The sequence below is a fragment of the Trichocoleus sp. FACHB-6 genome (assembly GCF_014695815.1).
GTDB classification, from domain to species: domain Bacteria; phylum Cyanobacteriota; class Cyanobacteriia; order Cyanobacteriales; family FACHB-T130; genus Funiculus; species Funiculus sociatus.
Genome location: NZ_JACJOY010000080.1, coordinates 1 through 16,467, shown reverse-complemented (window position 1 = coordinate 16,467; position 16,467 = coordinate 1). Strand labels below are relative to the sequence as shown.

The 16,467-nt window shown below is 47.4% G+C and carries 15 protein-coding genes, 1 tRNA gene and 1 pseudogene; 6 read left to right on the top strand and 11 right to left on the bottom strand.

Translation table 11 applies throughout. The features are described 5' to 3' along the window. Nucleotides 1-105: 105 nt before the first annotated feature. The 5 genes from H6F66_RS15670 to H6F66_RS15650 form a co-directional block, all read right to left on the bottom strand. Entirely contained in the window at nt 106-1,239 is a 1,134-nt protein-coding gene (locus tag H6F66_RS15670) for a trypsin-like peptidase domain-containing protein (protein ID WP_190422913.1), read from the bottom strand. 93 nt (nt 1,240-1,332) lie between these two features. Continuing rightward, nucleotides 1,333-1,827: a biopolymer transporter gene (locus tag H6F66_RS15665; RefSeq protein ID WP_347269394.1), complete on the bottom strand. Its 495-nt coding sequence runs from the start codon at nt 1,825-1,827 to the stop codon at nt 1,333-1,335. 161 nt (nt 1,828-1,988) lie between these two features. Continuing rightward, nucleotides 1,989-2,510: a PD40 domain-containing protein gene (locus H6F66_RS15660; protein ID WP_190422911.1), complete on the bottom strand. Its 522-nt coding sequence runs from the start codon at nt 2,508-2,510 to the stop codon at nt 1,989-1,991. 141 nt (nt 2,511-2,651) lie between these two features. Then, nucleotides 2,652-3,146, bottom strand: coding sequence for a biopolymer transporter Tol (locus H6F66_RS15655; protein WP_347269393.1), 495 nt, complete (start codon nt 3,144-3,146; stop codon nt 2,652-2,654). Nucleotides 3,147-3,300: 154 nt separating this feature from the next. Beyond that, nucleotides 3,301-4,281 carry a Ycf66 family protein gene (locus tag H6F66_RS15650; protein ID WP_190422909.1) on the bottom strand — a complete coding sequence of 327 codons (981 nt, stop codon included), beginning with the start codon at nt 4,279-4,281 and terminating at the stop codon, nt 3,301-3,303. Between the two features lie 23 nt (nt 4,282-4,304). Between H6F66_RS15650 and H6F66_RS28950 the strand changes: the two genes are divergently transcribed. Continuing rightward, a complete protein-coding gene (locus H6F66_RS28950; RefSeq protein WP_277873794.1) occupies nt 4,305-4,433 on the top strand; it encodes a hypothetical protein in 129 nt (42 codons plus the stop codon). Between the two features lie 101 nt (nt 4,434-4,534). On the opposite strand, the gene H6F66_RS15645 is transcribed toward H6F66_RS28950, so the two are convergent. Next, nucleotides 4,535-4,654, bottom strand: coding sequence for a photosystem II reaction center X protein (locus H6F66_RS15645; protein WP_190410189.1), 120 nt, complete (start codon nt 4,652-4,654; stop codon nt 4,535-4,537). 270 nt (nt 4,655-4,924) lie between these two features. Between H6F66_RS15645 and H6F66_RS15640 the strand changes: the two genes are divergently transcribed. Then, nucleotides 4,925-5,209, top strand: coding sequence for a YggT family protein (locus tag H6F66_RS15640; protein WP_190422907.1), 285 nt, complete (start codon nt 4,925-4,927; stop codon nt 5,207-5,209). Between the two features lie 43 nt (nt 5,210-5,252). On the opposite strand, the gene accC is transcribed toward H6F66_RS15640, so the two are convergent. Next, nucleotides 5,253-6,602 carry an acetyl-CoA carboxylase biotin carboxylase subunit gene (accC, locus tag H6F66_RS15635; RefSeq protein WP_190422905.1) on the bottom strand — a complete coding sequence of 450 codons (1,350 nt, stop codon included), beginning with the start codon at nt 6,600-6,602 and terminating at the stop codon, nt 5,253-5,255. A gap of 189 nt (nt 6,603-6,791) precedes the next feature. On the opposite strand from accC, the gene H6F66_RS15630 reads away from it, so the two are divergent. Together H6F66_RS15630 and H6F66_RS15625 are read left to right on the top strand one after the other, a co-directional pair. After that, nucleotides 6,792-6,872: transfer RNA gene (locus H6F66_RS15630), tRNA-Leu, on the top strand. Between the two features lie 123 nt (nt 6,873-6,995). Next, nucleotides 6,996-7,607 (top strand): chorismate lyase, encoded by a 612-nt coding sequence (locus tag H6F66_RS15625; RefSeq protein ID WP_190422904.1) that lies wholly within the window; start codon nt 6,996-6,998, stop codon nt 7,605-7,607. Between the two features lie 49 nt (nt 7,608-7,656). Here the strand turns inward: H6F66_RS15625 and purF are convergent, their stop codons facing one another. From purF to pdhA, 4 genes and pseudogenes are all read right to left on the bottom strand, one after another. Further along, complete coding sequence (purF, locus tag H6F66_RS15620; protein ID WP_190422902.1) at nt 7,657-9,147, bottom strand: amidophosphoribosyltransferase; 1,491 nt, start codon at nt 9,145-9,147, stop codon at nt 7,657-7,659. 141 nt (nt 9,148-9,288) lie between these two features. Then, on the bottom strand, nt 9,289-11,622 hold the full coding sequence (purL, locus tag H6F66_RS15615; protein WP_190422900.1) for a phosphoribosylformylglycinamidine synthase subunit PurL: 2,334 nt from the start codon (nt 11,620-11,622) through the stop codon (nt 9,289-9,291). Nucleotides 11,623-11,803: 181 nt separating this feature from the next. Further along, nucleotides 11,804-11,959 (bottom strand): annotated as a pseudogene (locus tag H6F66_RS29370) (DUF2887 domain-containing protein); the annotation flags it as partial. Between the two features lie 158 nt (nt 11,960-12,117). Further along, nucleotides 12,118-13,149 (bottom strand): pyruvate dehydrogenase (acetyl-transferring) E1 component subunit alpha, encoded by a 1,032-nt coding sequence (gene pdhA / locus H6F66_RS15605; protein WP_190422898.1) that lies wholly within the window; start codon nt 13,147-13,149, stop codon nt 12,118-12,120. Nucleotides 13,150-13,311: 162 nt separating this feature from the next. Between pdhA and H6F66_RS29365 the strand changes: the two genes are divergently transcribed. Together H6F66_RS29365 and H6F66_RS15595 are read left to right on the top strand one after the other, a co-directional pair. Beyond that, nucleotides 13,312-15,645 (top strand): IMS domain-containing protein, encoded by a 2,334-nt coding sequence (locus H6F66_RS29365; protein ID WP_190422896.1) that lies wholly within the window; start codon nt 13,312-13,314, stop codon nt 15,643-15,645. A gap of 177 nt (nt 15,646-15,822) precedes the next feature. Further along, a complete protein-coding gene (locus tag H6F66_RS15595) occupies nt 15,823-16,230 on the top strand; it encodes a hypothetical protein (RefSeq protein WP_190422895.1) in 408 nt (135 codons plus the stop codon). Nucleotides 16,231-16,467: the final 237 nt, after the last annotated feature.

Genomic DNA, 16,467 nt, shown 5'->3' with positions numbered 1-16,467 from the left:
TATCAGCCTACTCCTGGAGATTTTCCGGCGCTCGCATTGCTTGTTTTTTCACTTCTCAGACCCCAGATTTATTGTCAAGTACAATTTATACCAAATTAGATGAGCTTACCCTGGGGGGCGTCGCTGTGGAGAAAGAGTACCAGATGTTGCGATCGCACGTAAGCGATAAGCCCCAGCTTCTCCTCCCCCGGAGGAATTGGCAATCACCAAGTAAGTGCCATTTGCTGGCAGTGTCGCCATAATAGTAGCATTTCCATTACCGCCGCCATCATCGTCTTGAGCAAGCTCATTCCCATTCGGGTCGAGGAGAATCAAATATGGGTCTAGCTGCTGGCTGATCATGTCAATCCTAATCCGCGCTCCAGCTCTTCCCTGAAAAATGTAGAGATCAAAAAAGCTGTTATCTACTGGTAAAACATTGTCACCCTTACTGAGTGCAGCATTGATGAAAGTACCATTTAATGATATTCGCTGAGGCTGTTTAACAGGGGAAGTTGGTCGTTGGCGAGTCGAGGTAGTGGAGGCGCGTCCTTGGCGAACTGCGGTCAGAAAAGGTTGCACTTGGTCTACAGGAATAGCAAAACCAATGCCAATATTGCCAGCAGTCCGACCGCTAGTGAAAATAGCAGTATTCACGCCAATCAGCTGTCCCTGGCTATTCAGTAGTGGCCCTCCGGAATTACCAGGATTGATGGCTGCATCTGTTTGAATTAATCCTCGCTGTTGGTCGATGCGGCTGACAATCCCAACAGTAAAGGTTCCCTGAAATTGCCCAAAGGGATTACCAATAGCATAAGCTCGTTGTCCTACTTGCACTGAGCCAGGACGAGCTAAGGCGACTGTAGGTAGATTATTCTGTCCGCGAATTTTTAGAACGGCTAAATCTAGACCATTATTACCAAAAGCAACAATATCTGCTGGAAGTCTTCTACCATCTGCAAGAATGATGCTCAAGGTGCGACGACGAGCTTGTGCCACGACGTGGGCATTGGTTAAAACTAGGCCGTCTCGGCTAATGATGCTGCCGCTGCCAGTGCCATCACCCGCGTCAATGGAAACCACAGCGGGACTGGCTTTTTTATAAACCTGAATATTAGTTCTTTCGTCAACGTCTTGGGCAAAGGCGCTATTTGGGGCAATAAAGTCCAAGGGAGCGATCGCTCCCATCGCATTAGCACCAATGGCAACTGCGGCAGCGACGATTCCCGAAGTTGCATTACGCAGGAGTTTGGTACTCATTCGTTAGTTTTTTTAAGCTTTTTTGATTGTTCTAACATATTTGATAGCGATCGCGTGTATCGCTACCGGCTTCTGGTTTATTTCAATCATCTTCTATTGTTGTTGAAATCCGGATGCCGCCTGAGTACCCCGATCGACAATTGCAATATGCCATTGACCCAACTGACTACTTTCAAAAGCCACATAACGCCCATCTCCGGTAATGGTGGGATGGCGCACTGACCCTCGGATGTTGCTGGTGAGCAATCGCGATCTTTGGATTTGGCGATCGTAAACAAAGATATCAGTTTTACCCCGTTCGCTAGAAACATAGGCGATAAATCTACCATCAGCACTAAGAGCAGGTTGATCCTGTCTGGAGTCGCGGCGATTTAGATTTGGGATAGAAACGAGACGGCGTTCCTGCAAGTCGTAGAGAAAGATGTCTCGATTGTTATTGCGGTCAGAGGCAAAAGCAAGATAACGCCCGTCGCTGCTGTAGGCGGGATGTTCATCTGGCGTTTGGCTGTTGATGCCACCCGTGAGTATTTGCGGCTGGTTGAATAGCTGGGTATCCAGGCAACCAGTCAGGCTTAAGCCTAACAAAATTGTTAACCACAGTAGCGAACGACTAAAGCCAAAGACGAACAAACAAAGCCCGCCCAGGCGGGCTATAAATATATTCACATTTTCTAAACCTGCTAGTCGCGATTTCGTTGGTCTAGCAGGCAAGTTTATTCGTCGGAGGTATTTGCCTAAGTCCTGCATCATTATGGAGATGGTGGAATCAGGGGTTCCCCAGAACGGCCGTAAACTGCAATATCCCACTGACCATTTTCACTGGATTCAAAGGCGATAGTACCGCCATCGGCGCTAATTGTAGGGTTTCGCACTTCTGCTTGTAAGTTTTCTGTAAGATTGCGTAACTGCCGAGTCTCGCGATCGTAGAGGTAGATTCCCGAACGACCTTGACGACTGGCGGCAAAAACAATGTAACGACCGTCAGCAGATATAGAGGGGTGGGAAGCGATCGCATCCAAGGCATTTAAACCCGGTAAATCAATCACACGCTGATCCACCGTATCAAAAAGATAAACGTCTTGAGTGCTACGCCGATCAGAAATAAACACAATGTACCGACTGGCAAGTTGGGGTGTTAACTCTGACGCAGGACTATTTAAACTTCGCCCTGCTGAATCGAAAGGAAAGCTCATCAAACGACCTGAGCCACTACAGCTGCTCAGCAAACCTGGTAAGGTGATAACTGCTGATAGAAAAATGCAACATTTCATTGACATTTTGCACATAGCGACTTCCAGTCGCAGCTACACAGAGGAAACCTACCTACAAAGGTTTCACAAGTCTTAATTTAAGCCCGCGCACCATCCGGACTTAGTTTTTATAGCCACGATTTTAATCGCCGGGTAACTGTGTCAAGGCGAGGTAGATGGGCTGCCATCGGGGATATCTAATTCAATATTAGATCCCCGGTCTAGCACCTCAATGTCCCACTGACCGCGACTGCTACTTTCAAAGGCAATGTAGCGACCATCTGGACTAATACTAGGATTTCTTACCCAGCTGCGATAGCCAATGGATAAGATTTGTGACGATCTAGTGCTGCGGTCGTAGAGTTCTAATTCTGGGCGACCTTGATCGCTGGCGATGTAGGCTATGTAGCGACCGTTATGACTGAGGCTGGGATTTTCTGCGATCGCATCCCTTTTATTCAAGTTCGGCAAATCTATAAATTGCCGAACTTGCAAGTCGTACATCCAAATTTGCCGCCCACCATCGCGGTTAGACACAAACGCCAGAAACCGACCATTGCCGCTTAATGTCGGTTGCTCATCTGTATAACGACTGTTCAGGGTAGCTGGCGTTAGCGTGCGATTGACTGGGGTACAGGCTACGGCTAACAAGGGCATACTTAACCAAATACTCCGCCTTACCCAGGGATGGATTTTCAGGCGGCACATCAATCTTTTCACTTCAATGCCTAGTTGCTGGCAAATGTAGTTATACGGGAATATTCTCAGGACTTTGGGCGATCTACTAGCGATCGCCCTTACTAAGTCATTCTTAGGCAAAATTTCCTGAGTTGTCGCCTTCATTATCCGGAAAGTCTATGGGTTTGTATTCCACATAGTCAGTTGGTGTCGCTTCTACATCGCCAGAAGGCGGTCGTGATGATTCTCTCGGCGGACGAGTTCTTTTTGGCTTAGTTGAACTCTCAGGATCGCGACGTGGCGATCGCGTTGAGCTGGGACGACTGGTACGAATTGGTTTATCTTCTTCCCAGGTATCTGTTGATTGCCAATCATCAGTTTCTTCTGTCGGACGACTTTCCGGACGGCTGGTACGGATTGGTTTATCTTCTTCCCAGGTATCTGTTGCTTGCCAATCATCAATCCTTTCTGTCGGACGACCTTCTGGACGGCTAGGACGACTTGGCTTGTCCTCCCAAGTGTCTGTAACTTCCCAACCACCAGGCTGTTCGGTTGGGCGACTTTCTGGACGGGGGCGACGCGATGTTTTGCGCGTTCTGGATGATATTCCAGTTCCGGTTTCACTAGATCGCTCTGTTGAACTCGGTCTTTGCGTTCCCCGACTGCTGGGACGACGACGCGGTTCATCCTCATAGGTTTCGCGGCTGCTGCGGGAATCTTGCGTTCCTCTGATGCGGCGAGTTACAGGTCGCTCTTCCATCGGTTCGATTTCATCGAACTCGGCTCTATACACGCGGCTAACTGGTCGATCGTCTTCTACGATCGGCGTATCCCGCTTTGCTTGCTCCGTAGCTATTCCCCGCATCCGAACGCTTTCAAATCCGAAGAAGATAGCTGAGCCAGTCAACAGAAACTGACCGAATTGCAAAATCGGATCTAGCCGCCATCCCTGAAACAGGAGAATAAAGCCGCACAACAGACCGACGGCTGCAAAAAAAATATCGTGGTCTCGCGCTAGCTCTGGGCGCACGGAGCGCAGGAAGTACAGTGCTGCTCCTGCCACTGCCAGAAAAATACCCAGAATACTGGCTGAATTAAGCCCGAAGTTTACCATTGGTGTTTTCCCAAGACAAATCTATGTTAGCTAGTTCACCGAAAAAATTGCTACGCGGGTTGGGAATTCTAATTTTTAGTATCCTGGGTCAGCAGGAGAGCGATCGCGCAGAGATTAACTTGTCTCGAAGGGCAGCAGTAGCTTCCCTTTAACATATAACATCTCAGTTTTTTTATATGTAGAGAGGCTTTTTGGAAAGCCTCTCTACAATAATAATTTTCGCTAAACTGAGGTTTCAGGTTGCTCCCAAAAGCTAGGAACGTTGAATTTTATCCTTTTGGCTAATAAAGATCAGGGCTACTGTTGCCGGAATAACCACAATTACAGCACCCCAGAGCAGACTGTACAAAAAATTCGCTAATGAAGGTGTCATTATTCTTCGCTCTCTTTTACAACGATTTCTTTTGATCAATTTTAACGATATGTTATGACCTTGAGAACCCTTTTGGTCACTTGATTTTCTTGAAGGTCTTTTACAGCCCTTTGGGAATCTAACGCAGCACCAGAGGACAGTGCTGCGTTAGAATAATGAGAGACTTAGTTACAAAAGTTTAAATTATCTGTCTTGTCGTACCAATTGCACGACAGGTAGCTAACAAAATAGAAATTTTTACCGTTGGAAATTTCCAAAGATTAAGAGCCAATGAACGCTGTCACGCTTGCTAGCTGGATACTTGGCCCGCTTGTGGGCTTAATGACCTTTTTGTTTATCTTCCGGATTGTCCTTACCTGGTATCCCCAGGTAGACTTGAACCGCCTTCCCTTCAATTTGATTGCTTGGCCTACGGAACCTTTTTTAGTGCCGTTGCGTAAAATTGTACCGCCGATTGGGGGAGTGGATATTACCCCGATTATTTGGGTGGGTATTTTTAGCCTGATCCGAGAAATATTCTTGGGGCAACAGGGACTACTTACAATGCTGCATTAGGTCTAGAGTAGAGTGGGCTTTTTGCCCACCCTACTAATGTTATTTATTGCCTCTGCATTAACTGCTCGACGAAATTGGTATAAACCTCGCCCTCTAAAAACTCTGGGGTTTCCATAATTTTTTGATGGAAGGCGATAGTTGTTGGCAGACCTGTGATGGCGCACTCCCGCAAAGCCCGCTTCATGCGCTTAATGGCTGTCGGGCGATCGCTTCCCCAAACAATTAACTTACCAATCAGCGAGTCGTAATAGGCCGGAATTTCATAATCAGTATAGACGTGGGAATCCATCCGCACGCCAGGGCCACCCGGAGGTAAGTAACCACTGATTCGCCCTGGATGAGGGCGGAAGTTGTGATCCGGGTCTTCCGCGTTAATCCGGCATTCGATAGAATGACCCCGGAGAACTACCTGGTCTTGGGTAAGCTGCAATTTCTCACCCTGAGCAATGCGAATTTGTTCTGCAATCAAGTCTAATCCCGTAATCATTTCTGTAACTGGATGTTCGACTTGAATCCGGGTATTCATTTCCATGAAGTAAAATTCCCCAGAAGGCGCGAGAAGAAACTCTACTGTACCAGCTCCGGTGTAGTTAATAGACTTAGCAGCCATAACAGCAGCATTACCCATTTTTTCGCGCATTTGTTGGTCTAGAACTGGGCTGGGAGCTTCTTCTAATAACTTCTGATGGCGGCGTTGGATGGAGCAGTCGCGTTCCCCCAGGTGAATGACGTTACCGTGGCTATCGGCTAAAATTTGAAACTCAATGTGGCGAGGACGCTCAATAAATTTTTCCATATAGACACCTGCATTGCCAAACGCAGCTTCGGCTTCTCCCTGTGCAGCTAGGAAGAGTTTGACAAGTTCGCTTTGTTCGCGTACCAGGCGCATTCCTCGTCCGCCACCTCCAGCGGTGGCTTTGATCATAACGGGATATCCAATTTTATCGGCGATCGCTAGTGCTTCTTTTTCCGAAAGCAACAGTCCATCACTTCCCGGTACAGTCGGAACCCCAGCCCGAATCATGGTTTCTTTGGCGGTGGATTTATCGCCCATTGCCCGAATTGCTTCCGGCGTAGGGCCGATGAAAGAAATCTGGTGGGCGGCACAAATTTCGGCAAATCTGGCGTTTTCTGCCAAAAAACCGTAGCCTGGGTGAATCGCGATCGCATTGCGCGTTAAAGCCGCTGCAATGATATTCGGAATATTCAGATAACTTTTGCTACTGGCAGGTTCGCCAATGCAAACGGCTTCGTCCGCCAACTGGACATGGAGGGCGTGGCGGTCAATCGTCGAATGAACCGCAACAGTAGCAATCCCCATCTCTTCACAGGTACGGAGAATACGGAGAGCAATTTCCCCTCGGTTGGCAATCAAAATTTTGGAAAAACGCATCTTCTAACTTTTTATAGAAATGGGGGAGAGCTTCATAACCTACGATCCTAATTATTTCAGGATGTCGCCTTTAATCTCAGTAGAATATAGCGATCGCTTCTTTAACTTTGCATTCTTGGCGTAAAACTTTCCTTTGCTCTAAGAACAATGAAATTAGCATAGAAGATGCTACTATAGATAAATCTCCGAGCGGATGTGGCGGAATTGGTATACGCGCACGTTTGAGGGGCGTGTGGCTTTGCCTTGCGAGTTCGAGTCTCGCCATCCGCATTATTTGTTACTGTTGAGTGTTGAGTTTTGATTAAACTCAGCACTCATAATTTTTTATGGGGATGCGCTCCTGAGCAGAATTCTGTATCATTTCATATAGATAATGAAGTTTTGTAAATAAAATTGACTTCTACTGTTAGACCTACAAATAGTGTTGCACTGCCGACAGCTTGGTACTCTCTAAACCCGATTTGGCAGGGCGGGGAAGAAGTAGTGCAGCAAGGATTGCCCCACACTCAGTTAGCACCAGCATGGCAAATGCTTTTGCTGGGCGATGGATCTCCTACCCGGCACCTACAGCTTCTGACTGGCGAACCAACAGAAGTTGACGTAATTGATATGTCCCTAGTTGGCATGGATGCCGATGGCGCACCAGACCACATCCAAGCGGTTCCGGGGCCAAGGTTGCGACGGCAAGTATGGCTGCGTACAGCTTCCGGGCAACGATTGGCTTATGCTACCTCCTGGTGGGAAGCCAGCCATGTAGATGAATATTTACAAAATCGATCTTTGCCAATTTGGGCAAGTCTGGCGCGGTTGCGGACTGAGTTGTATCGGGATGTGCAAGGGATTTATTGCGGTCACTCACCTGCGTTAGAGTCCGCTTTTGAACAAGTGGGGCCGTTTTGGGGCCGCCATTACCTATTTTGGCACCACGGAAAGCCCTTAACCCTAATTTACGAAGTTTTTTCCCCTTATTTGACGAAATACTTGGGATTGTCGCAGCCCATTTAATTAATAGTCATTAGTCATCAGTAAAAAACTAATAACTAATGACTAATGATTAACAGGTGGCAGATTTTTCCAGCATCAACTTAGAACGCTTTACTTGCTCCGGAACAGTTATCGGATAGTCACCAGTGAAGCAAGCAGAACAGAAACTATTAGTATCTTCGCCTGTCGTCTTCAGCATTCCATCCCAGCTGAGATAAGCCAGTGAGTCTACGCCAATTTGTTCGGCAATTTCTGCTACTGACTTGGTTGCAGCAATCAACTGATCCTGGTTGTCGGTGTCAATGCCGTAGAAACAGGGGTGAGTTACTGGGGGGGAAGAAATTCGCATATGAACTTCAGTCGCACCAGCATCTCGGAGGGCTTTAACAAGTTTGCGGCTGGTGGTTCCCCGCACGATGGAGTCATCAACAATTATGATTCGTTTACCAGTTAGGACATCTTTAAGAGGGTTAAGCTTCATCTTGATGCCAGACTCGCGCATTGTCTGAGTCGGCTGGATGAAGGTACGCCCGACGTAACGATTCTTAATCAAACCCTCGGCGTAAGGGATGCCTGATGCTTGGGAAAAGCCAATAGCAGCTGGAATGCCGGAATCTGGTACACCAATGATTACATCGACATCAGCGGGGGATTCTTTTGCCAGTTGACGACCTAGCCGCAGACGGTAGCTATACAGAGTTTCGTCGTGCATAATGCTATCTGGGCGGGCAAAGTAAATCATTTCAAAGATGCACAGCTTCCGCTTAGGTTGTTCCGCCCAGAAAAATGAAGCCAAGCCTTCTTGGGTGATCCAAACTAATTCGCCTGGTTCAACATCGCGCACGTATTCCGCGCCAATAATATCTAACCCACAAGTCTCAGAAGCAAGTACGTAACGTTCGGGGCTGGTACCCATGCTGCCAATTACCAGGGGGCGAATGCCATTAGGATCGCGTACCCCCATTAAGCCATCTGGTGTCCCGATTGCTAGGCTAAAAGCGCCTTTGCACTGGCGAAAGGCGCAGATGGCTCCTTCTAACCAGTCTTTGCCTGCATTAATTTCTGTGGCAATAGACAAAGCGATCGCTTCTGAATCTGTTGTGGTAATTAAGTCCCAGTTACGCCGCAACAATTCTTCGCGCAGCTGAGTTGTGTTGACTAAATTACCATTATGTGCAAGAGCCAGTTTTCCTAAGCGTGTTTCCACAACAGCGGGCTGAGCGTTCACAACGCGACTAGAGCCAGTAGTGGAATAACGAGTATGACCAACCGCCAAATCTCCAGGCAATTGATTCAAGATTGTTTCACTAAATACCTGGGACACCAATCCCATTTCTTTGTGTAAATGCACCTGGTTGCCTTCAAAAGTGGCAATTCCTGCCGATTCCTGTCCTCGGTGTTGTAAGGCGTATAGACCAAAGTAGGTCAATTTGGCAACATCTTGTCCGGGTGCGTATACGCCAAAAACACCACAGGCTTCCTCTGGCTTATCAGGACGCTGTCCATCTGAGTCCGACTGGGCGGGATAAGCATTACTATCGAGGGGATGGTTGGGAATCATTTGAGAAGTTGGCTCCTAATTGCAGCACAGAAAGACTAACCAGGCTTAATAATCCTTAATAATCGCATAACCTTAACCTAATGTCGCTCACCTATAACTATAGTTATCAGGTGAGCAATTGAAGTAAACAAAGGGCAAGCGTTAAGTTGCCAGGCGGCGTTGAATAGCATTATGAGTGCGATCGCTCATATCTTCCATGCTAACTTCTATTAAGGTTTGGCTTGAGGTCGTAAAAACCCGTAAAAAGGAGTCTGGATTTCCAACCCGACCAAGTTGTTGCCAGTTATCTTCCAGATGCTCCTGTAAATAGGATTCCCAAATTGCTTGGTGTTGTTGCGATACAGAGATTAAAATTCTTGCTCCCCCTTCGCCAAAAAGAATTTCATCCCAACGTAAGGAAGATTCCGAAGTAAGATTAATCTCGGCTCCTAGATTGCTAGTGATGCAAGATTCTGAGAGAGCGATCGCCACCCCTCCCTCAGCACAATCATGCGCCGAACGAACCCAACCGCGACGAATTCCCTCGCGACAAGCAGCTTGCACCCTACGTTCCAACTCAAAATCTACCACTGGCGGTTTTCCAGCAACAGTATTGTGAACTGTCGCCAAATACTCGGAACCGCCCAGCGTTACACCCTCTGATGAATCCAAACGCCGTCCGATAATATAAATTAAATCTCCCGACTCTTGCCAACCTTGCCCACATATGGCGGTAATATCGGGAATCAGCCCCACCATCCCCACAACTGGAGTTGGATAAATAGGTTGAGGTTTGCCCTCACTATCCAAAGTTTCATTGTAAAGAGACACGTTGCCGCCAGTGACAGGCGTTTGCAACTCCCGACAAGCTTCTGCTATTCCCCGACAAGCTTCTGCCAGTTGCCAGTAACCTATCGGCTTTTCTGGACTAGGGAAATTCAGATTATCTGTTACCGCCAGCGGTTCTGCTCCCACACAACTAAGATTACGGGCAGCTTCCGCCACCACTGCCTTAGCGCCTTCGTAGGGGTCGAGATACACATAACGGGCATTACAATCCACCGTTGCAGCAACACCTATATTGCCCCCTTTGTTAGCTTCCACCGGACGCACCCGCACCACTGCCGCATCAGCACCACCAGGTACAATTACAGTATTATTCTGCACCTGATGGTCATACTGGCGATAAACCCAACGCTTAGAGGCAATGCTCGGTGTATCCAACAACTGAAGCAAGATATCATTCCAAGTTTTGAAGTTACCTTGAATTTCAATGCCATCTGGCGTGCAAGTGGGCAAAGATTCGCTTGTCCACTTCCAAGCTTTTTGAGCATACTCTGGTGCTTCCGTCAACAAGTCACGATGATAAATTGGCGTATTATCAGCCAACGCCGTTGCTGGGATTTCAGCCGCTACCTCACCTTGGAACAGAATCCGCACAATCGGCTTCTCAATTACTGTTCCGGCGACTACAGCTTGCAACCCCCAACGGTGGAAAATATCAATTAACTCTTGTTCCCGTCCCTTGTGAGAAACAAACAGCATCCGTTCTTGAGATTCAGAAAGCAGATACTCATAAGGCACCATCCCAGTTTCCCGCACTGGAATCTTATCTAAATCAAGTTCAATCCCAACGCCGCCTTTAGCTGCCATTTCTGAGGTAGAACAGGTAATCCCAGCAGCACCCATATCTTGTGCTGCTACCACTGCGCCAGTTTTGAACGCCTCCAAACAAGCTTCAATCAGGGATTTTTCTAAAAAAGGATCCCCTACCTGCACTGCTGGACGGTCATCCATCGATTCATCGCTGAGTTCGGCACTTGCAAAACTCGCGCCACCCATACCATCGCGTCCAGTGGTAGAACCGACATAAAGCACCGGATTACCTATTCCAGCAGCACCAGACATCACAATTTCCGGAGTTTCCATCAACCCCAGAGCCATAACATTGACTAAGGGATTCTCGCTGTAAGCTGGGTCAAAGTAAACTTCACCGCCAACTGTGGGGACTCCGACACAATTACCATAATGTGAGATTCCTGATACCACGCCACTGAAGAGTCGTCGTGTTTTGGCATCTTCTAGGGAACCGAAGCGGAGGGAGTTTAGCAAAGCAATGGGACGCGCACCCATTGTAAAGATATCCCGGAGGATACCACCTACTCCCGTTGCTGCTCCTTGAAATGGTTCGATAGCTGAGGGGTGATTGTGGGATTCTATTTTAAACGCCAGTTGCAGCCCATCGCCCAAGTCTACAACACCAGCATTTTCTCCTGGGCCGACGAGAATGCGATCGCCTTCTGTGGGAAATTGCTTTAATAGCGGTCGTGAGTTCTTATAGCAGCAATGTTCCGACCACATTACACCGAACATTCCCAACTCAGCTTTATTAGGATGACGACCTAGCCGCTGGACAATTTCTGTGTATTCTTCCGGCTTTATACCTTCAGCGGCGATTTCTTCAGGGGAAAAGGGAGCAGAGGAGATTGTAGACATAGAACCCATGAAAGGCATAACACGCTTAATTGTATCGATATTTTCCCATTACTTTGGCTCTAGGTTCGCTACTCTATACGCGGATGGCGCTGAACTAAAGTTTTGGCTAAGAGCTAAAGTCAGTTTCAACTGGCTTAAATGCTGGGATATCAAGGGTGCATCTTACTTAGTGGAAGCTTGGGGGCAGAAATACACTATTGAAGGTGCGAGACAATTCTTTGATTTCTTTTGAGGAAAATTGGTAGTTTTGAGCTTGGGTTGGTGGCTACCCGATAAGTTAAAATAAAAGGCTACGTAAGGTTTGAAAGAGTTGATAGAAAATCGTATCTGTTTTCACAGTATTCGATTCTTGCGAGAACTTTTACAACTATTATTTTGACACTAATTAAGACAATATAATGATTATTACCTATTAAATGGAAGCAGCAATTATTAGAAAAAAATAAGGTAGGCATTGCCTACCTTATTTTTAATTAAAAGTTGTTAGCTCAAGTGTTAATCTTCGGCAAAAATGTAGCGGTATAACTCGCTGGGGTCTGGTTCTGGGCTGCTTTCGGCAAATTTAACCGCATCGTCGATAACGGCTTGGATTTTCCGATCAATTTCTTTGAGTTCTTCTTGAGTTGCCAGGTTTTGCTCTGTGAGATGCGCCGCCAACTTTTTGATTGGGTCGCGGGCGAACCAGAATTCCTTCTCATTTTTGGAACGGAGTTCGTCGGGGTCGGCGAGAGAGTGACCGCGAAAACGGTAGGTGAGGGCTTCAATTAGGGTTGGACCTTCACCGGCACGCGCACGAGCAACAGCTTCTTTGGCAACAGCCCGCACCGCCAAGACATCCATTCCATCAACCTCGACACCTGCCATGCCAAAAGCATGAGCTTTCTTATAAATTTCTGGCACGGAAGTTGCCCGTTCGTGCGCCATACCAATTGCCCACTTGTTGTTTTCCACAACATACAAAATCGGCAATTTCCACAGCGCTGCCATGTTCAAACATTCAAAAAACTGCCCGTTATTTGCAGCACCATCGCCAAAAAAGCAAGCAGTTACTTGATCTGAACCCGCATCGCCTAAGGCTTCGCGACGGTATTTGCTAGCAAAAGCCGCACCAGTAGCCACAGGAATTCCTTCGGCAACAAAGGCATAACCTCCCAGTAGCTTATGCTCCGATGAGAACATGTGCATTGAGCCGCCGCGCCCTTTGCTACAACCAGTAGCTTTACCGAATAACTCAGCCATCACCTCTTTTGCTGGAACCCCAGCACTCAAGGCGTGAACGTGGTCGCGATAGGTGCTGGAAACATAATCCTCACCGGGACGCATCGCCTGGATAACACCAGTTGACACAGCCTCTTGACCGTTATATAGATGGACAAACCCGAACATTTTGCCCCGGTAGTACATCTCGGCGCACTTGTCCTCAAACGACCGCCCCAAGACCATATCCTCGTAAAGGAGCAATCCTTCCTCTTTGGTGATTTGAGTTTGAGCGGTATCAAAGACGGGTAAAATGCGTTCCTGAACCATTGATTTTAGGGATAAACTTAACTTGATTGGTTGAAGGGCGGTTTTTATGTACCAAGATACGCTTCTACTATAGAAGCTAAGGGGTATAATTATCGCACTATTCTATAGTTTATGTTTGATTATAGATATTAATTTAGTCGCTTGGGGCTGAGGAAGTAGACTGTGAGAATTCCGCTCGATTACTACCGGATTCTGGGCCTGCCAATTCAGGCTACAGCTGAACAGTTGCAGCAAGCTTATCGCGATCGCGCTCTGCAACTTCCTCGGCGCGAATATTCCGAGATTACGATCGCCGCCAGGAAACAACTGTTAGACGAAGCTTACACTGTTCTTTGCGATCCAGAACAGCGTGCCGCCTACGATGCCACCTTTCTTGGCAATGTGGAGCCTCGTACCGAAATAAACGAAGCACCAGCAAAAGCTGATGTTGACCCCTATACCCCCAGCGTCGAAATTCAAAGCGAGCAGTTTGTTGGGGCGCTGCTGATTTTGCAAGAGCTGGGAGAATACGAACTGGTGCTGAAGTTGGGACGACCCTTTCTCAGCCGCGCCAGCATCAGTTTAGAAAAAGGTCGTTTGGGCGACCCGGAACTGGTGCAGCCAGATATTGTTTTGACTCTGGCGCTGGCTTGTCTAGAACTAGGTAGAGAGCAATGGCAGCAAGGTCAATATGAAAATGCTGCTACCTCTCTGGAAACTGGTCAAGAATTATTGTTGCGAGAGGGGTTATTTGCCAGCGTGAGAGGTGAAATTCAAGCGGATCTCTATAAGTTGCGTCCCTATCGCATCTTGGAATTACTCTCGGCTAGTGAGGAAAAGGTTGCCGAACGCCGCAAAGGATTGCAGCATCTGCAAGAAATGCTGCAAGAACGCGGCGGAATTGATGGCACAGGCGAAGATCAATCTGGGCTAAGTATTGATGACTTTCTCCGCTTCATCCAGCAACTGCGTAGTTACTTAACTGCATCTGAACAGCAGAACCTATTTGAAGCAGAAGCTCGTCGTCCTTCGGCAGTTGCCACTTATTTAGCAGTTTATGCCCTATTAGGGCGGGGGTTTGCCGAACGACAGCCCGCCCTGATTAGACAAGCCAAGCAGATGTTAATGCGTTTGGGTAAGCGTCAGGATGTACATCTGGAACAGGCAGTGTGTGCGCTGCTACTAGGTCAAACAGAAGAAGCCAGTCGCGCTCTAGAACTCAGCCAAGAGTATGAACCTCTGGCCTTTATTCGAGAACATTCTCAGGGTGCGCCAGATTTGCTACCAGGATTGTGTCTCTACGGAGAGCGCTGGTTGCAAACGGAAGTGTTTCCCCACTTCCGAGACTTGGCTTCAGTACGGGCTTCTTTGAAGGATTATTTTGCAGATGACCAGGTTCAGGCTTATTTAGAAGAGTTGCCAGTAGAAGAAGATGTGACCAACGAGTGGGCGGTAATGCCGACTCAGCAAGTATCTTATGCGGCTGCTCCCCCTGGACGGAGTGTGAGCGATCCGCCAGGATTCCGCAAACCTGTGGGGGTAGAAAGTTCCAATAACGGAGCTTCGAGGGAAGAGACAAGAGAAAATGCCGAAGATTCTTATGTATCACCTCCCTTGGAACCTACTGCTGCCTCTCGACTGGCAAGTATGACTGCTACAATCGATCGACCGCAGGCAAATGGTGCTTCTCCTCTACCGACAGCAGAGCGAATTGTTATACCGTCGCCCGAAACCAACGGGAAAGATATAGGCTTGGCTGGCGATTCTTCAGCGCGATCGCGCAAGAATGGCAAAGCAGAAGCCAGAAACGCCACGTTCACCAGTCGCTTACGTAGAACCGATTCTGGCTCAAAAGCATCGCCAACTGGGGGAGATTTATCGACTCGTCGCGCCAGCAGAACATCGAAGTTGCGATCGCCAAAATCGGGGCGGTTGATTTTACTCTTAATTGCCGGAATCCTGGGCGCGGGAGTTTTATTAATGCTCTTAGTCGCTACTTTCAATTGGCTACAAAAAACCCTTGGCAGTTTCTCGGAACCCGAATTAGTGGGAGAGCAACCTATGGTACAACTGGCTGCTCCTCCTATACCAATTCCGGAGCCTGGTAGTCAGTTAATCGCTCCAAGTGGCCCTCTAAACGAGGAAACTGCTCGACAAGTAATTCAGATTTGGCTATCAAGTAAAGCAGATGCTTTCGGTTCAGAGCATAACGTTGATAAGTTACAGCAAATCTTAGTTGATCCAGCTTTGTCTCGCTGGCAGAGAAACGCCCAAACCGTTAAAAACACTAACTCCTATCGGAAGTACCAGCACAAGGTCGAAGTAACATCTGTTCAAACAGGGGATACTAACCCAGATCAAGCTAGCGTTGATGCACAGGTGAATGAAGCCGTAGATAGTTATCGAGCCGGTGAGCAAAATAAAGTCAATTCTTCCGATGAAAGTCTGCGTGTCCGTTATGACTTGGTACGCAGAGATGGTCAGTGGCTGATTAAGGATATGACTGTGCTGAAATAGTCACTTGTTCGTTGAAGGATTGTTAACTGCTAAGGCGAAACTGGCTAATTGTTCAAAAACCATTAGCTATTAACTCGTGATTAATAACTAATAACGGAAACCCTGTTTCACGCTTATACACCTTTAATCCTGTGGACAGGGCTGGGCCTAATCTTATTTAGATTTCTTCCCAGCGCTTTGCCTAGGTTTCTGGGTCGTACTCTCTATTGGGTTGGGGTGCCGTTAGAAATTCTAGCGCTGGTTCGTCGCACCAATTTTTCTCAAAATGTTGGACTGGCACCAAGTATTACAGTGGGAGCTTTAATATTGGGTTTCACTTTGGCATGGCTGAGTTTGGGGGTTTGGAAAAAATTTGTTGCACCAGAAAGCGAAAATAAAAAATATTTTTTACCTGATTTAGATCGGTCTACTCAGGGCAGTTTTATCCTAGCGGCAATGTTAGGAAATACAAGTTTTGTGGGGTTAGCGATCGCTCCCACTCTGGTTGGCACTCAGGCTGTTGGTCTGGCTGTCTTCTACAGCGTCACTCAAAACATCTTTGGGACTTACGGGCTAGGCGTATTCTTAGCCAGCTACTTTGGGTGACTATCTGTAGGTAATAGTTGGTGGATTCAAATTCGAGACGTTTTAACTGTTCCTTCCCTGTGGGCTTTCATAACAGGATGTGTCACTCACTCAATTAAATTGCCTTCCTCAATTGAATCAGGACTAGGCGATGTGCAACTTTTCAAATATGAAAATCCCACTGTATGCTTCTGATCATCAATTGCCGAGAAGCATACGGTGGGACAAATGTTTTCTACTGAAGAGTTTATCATTGCC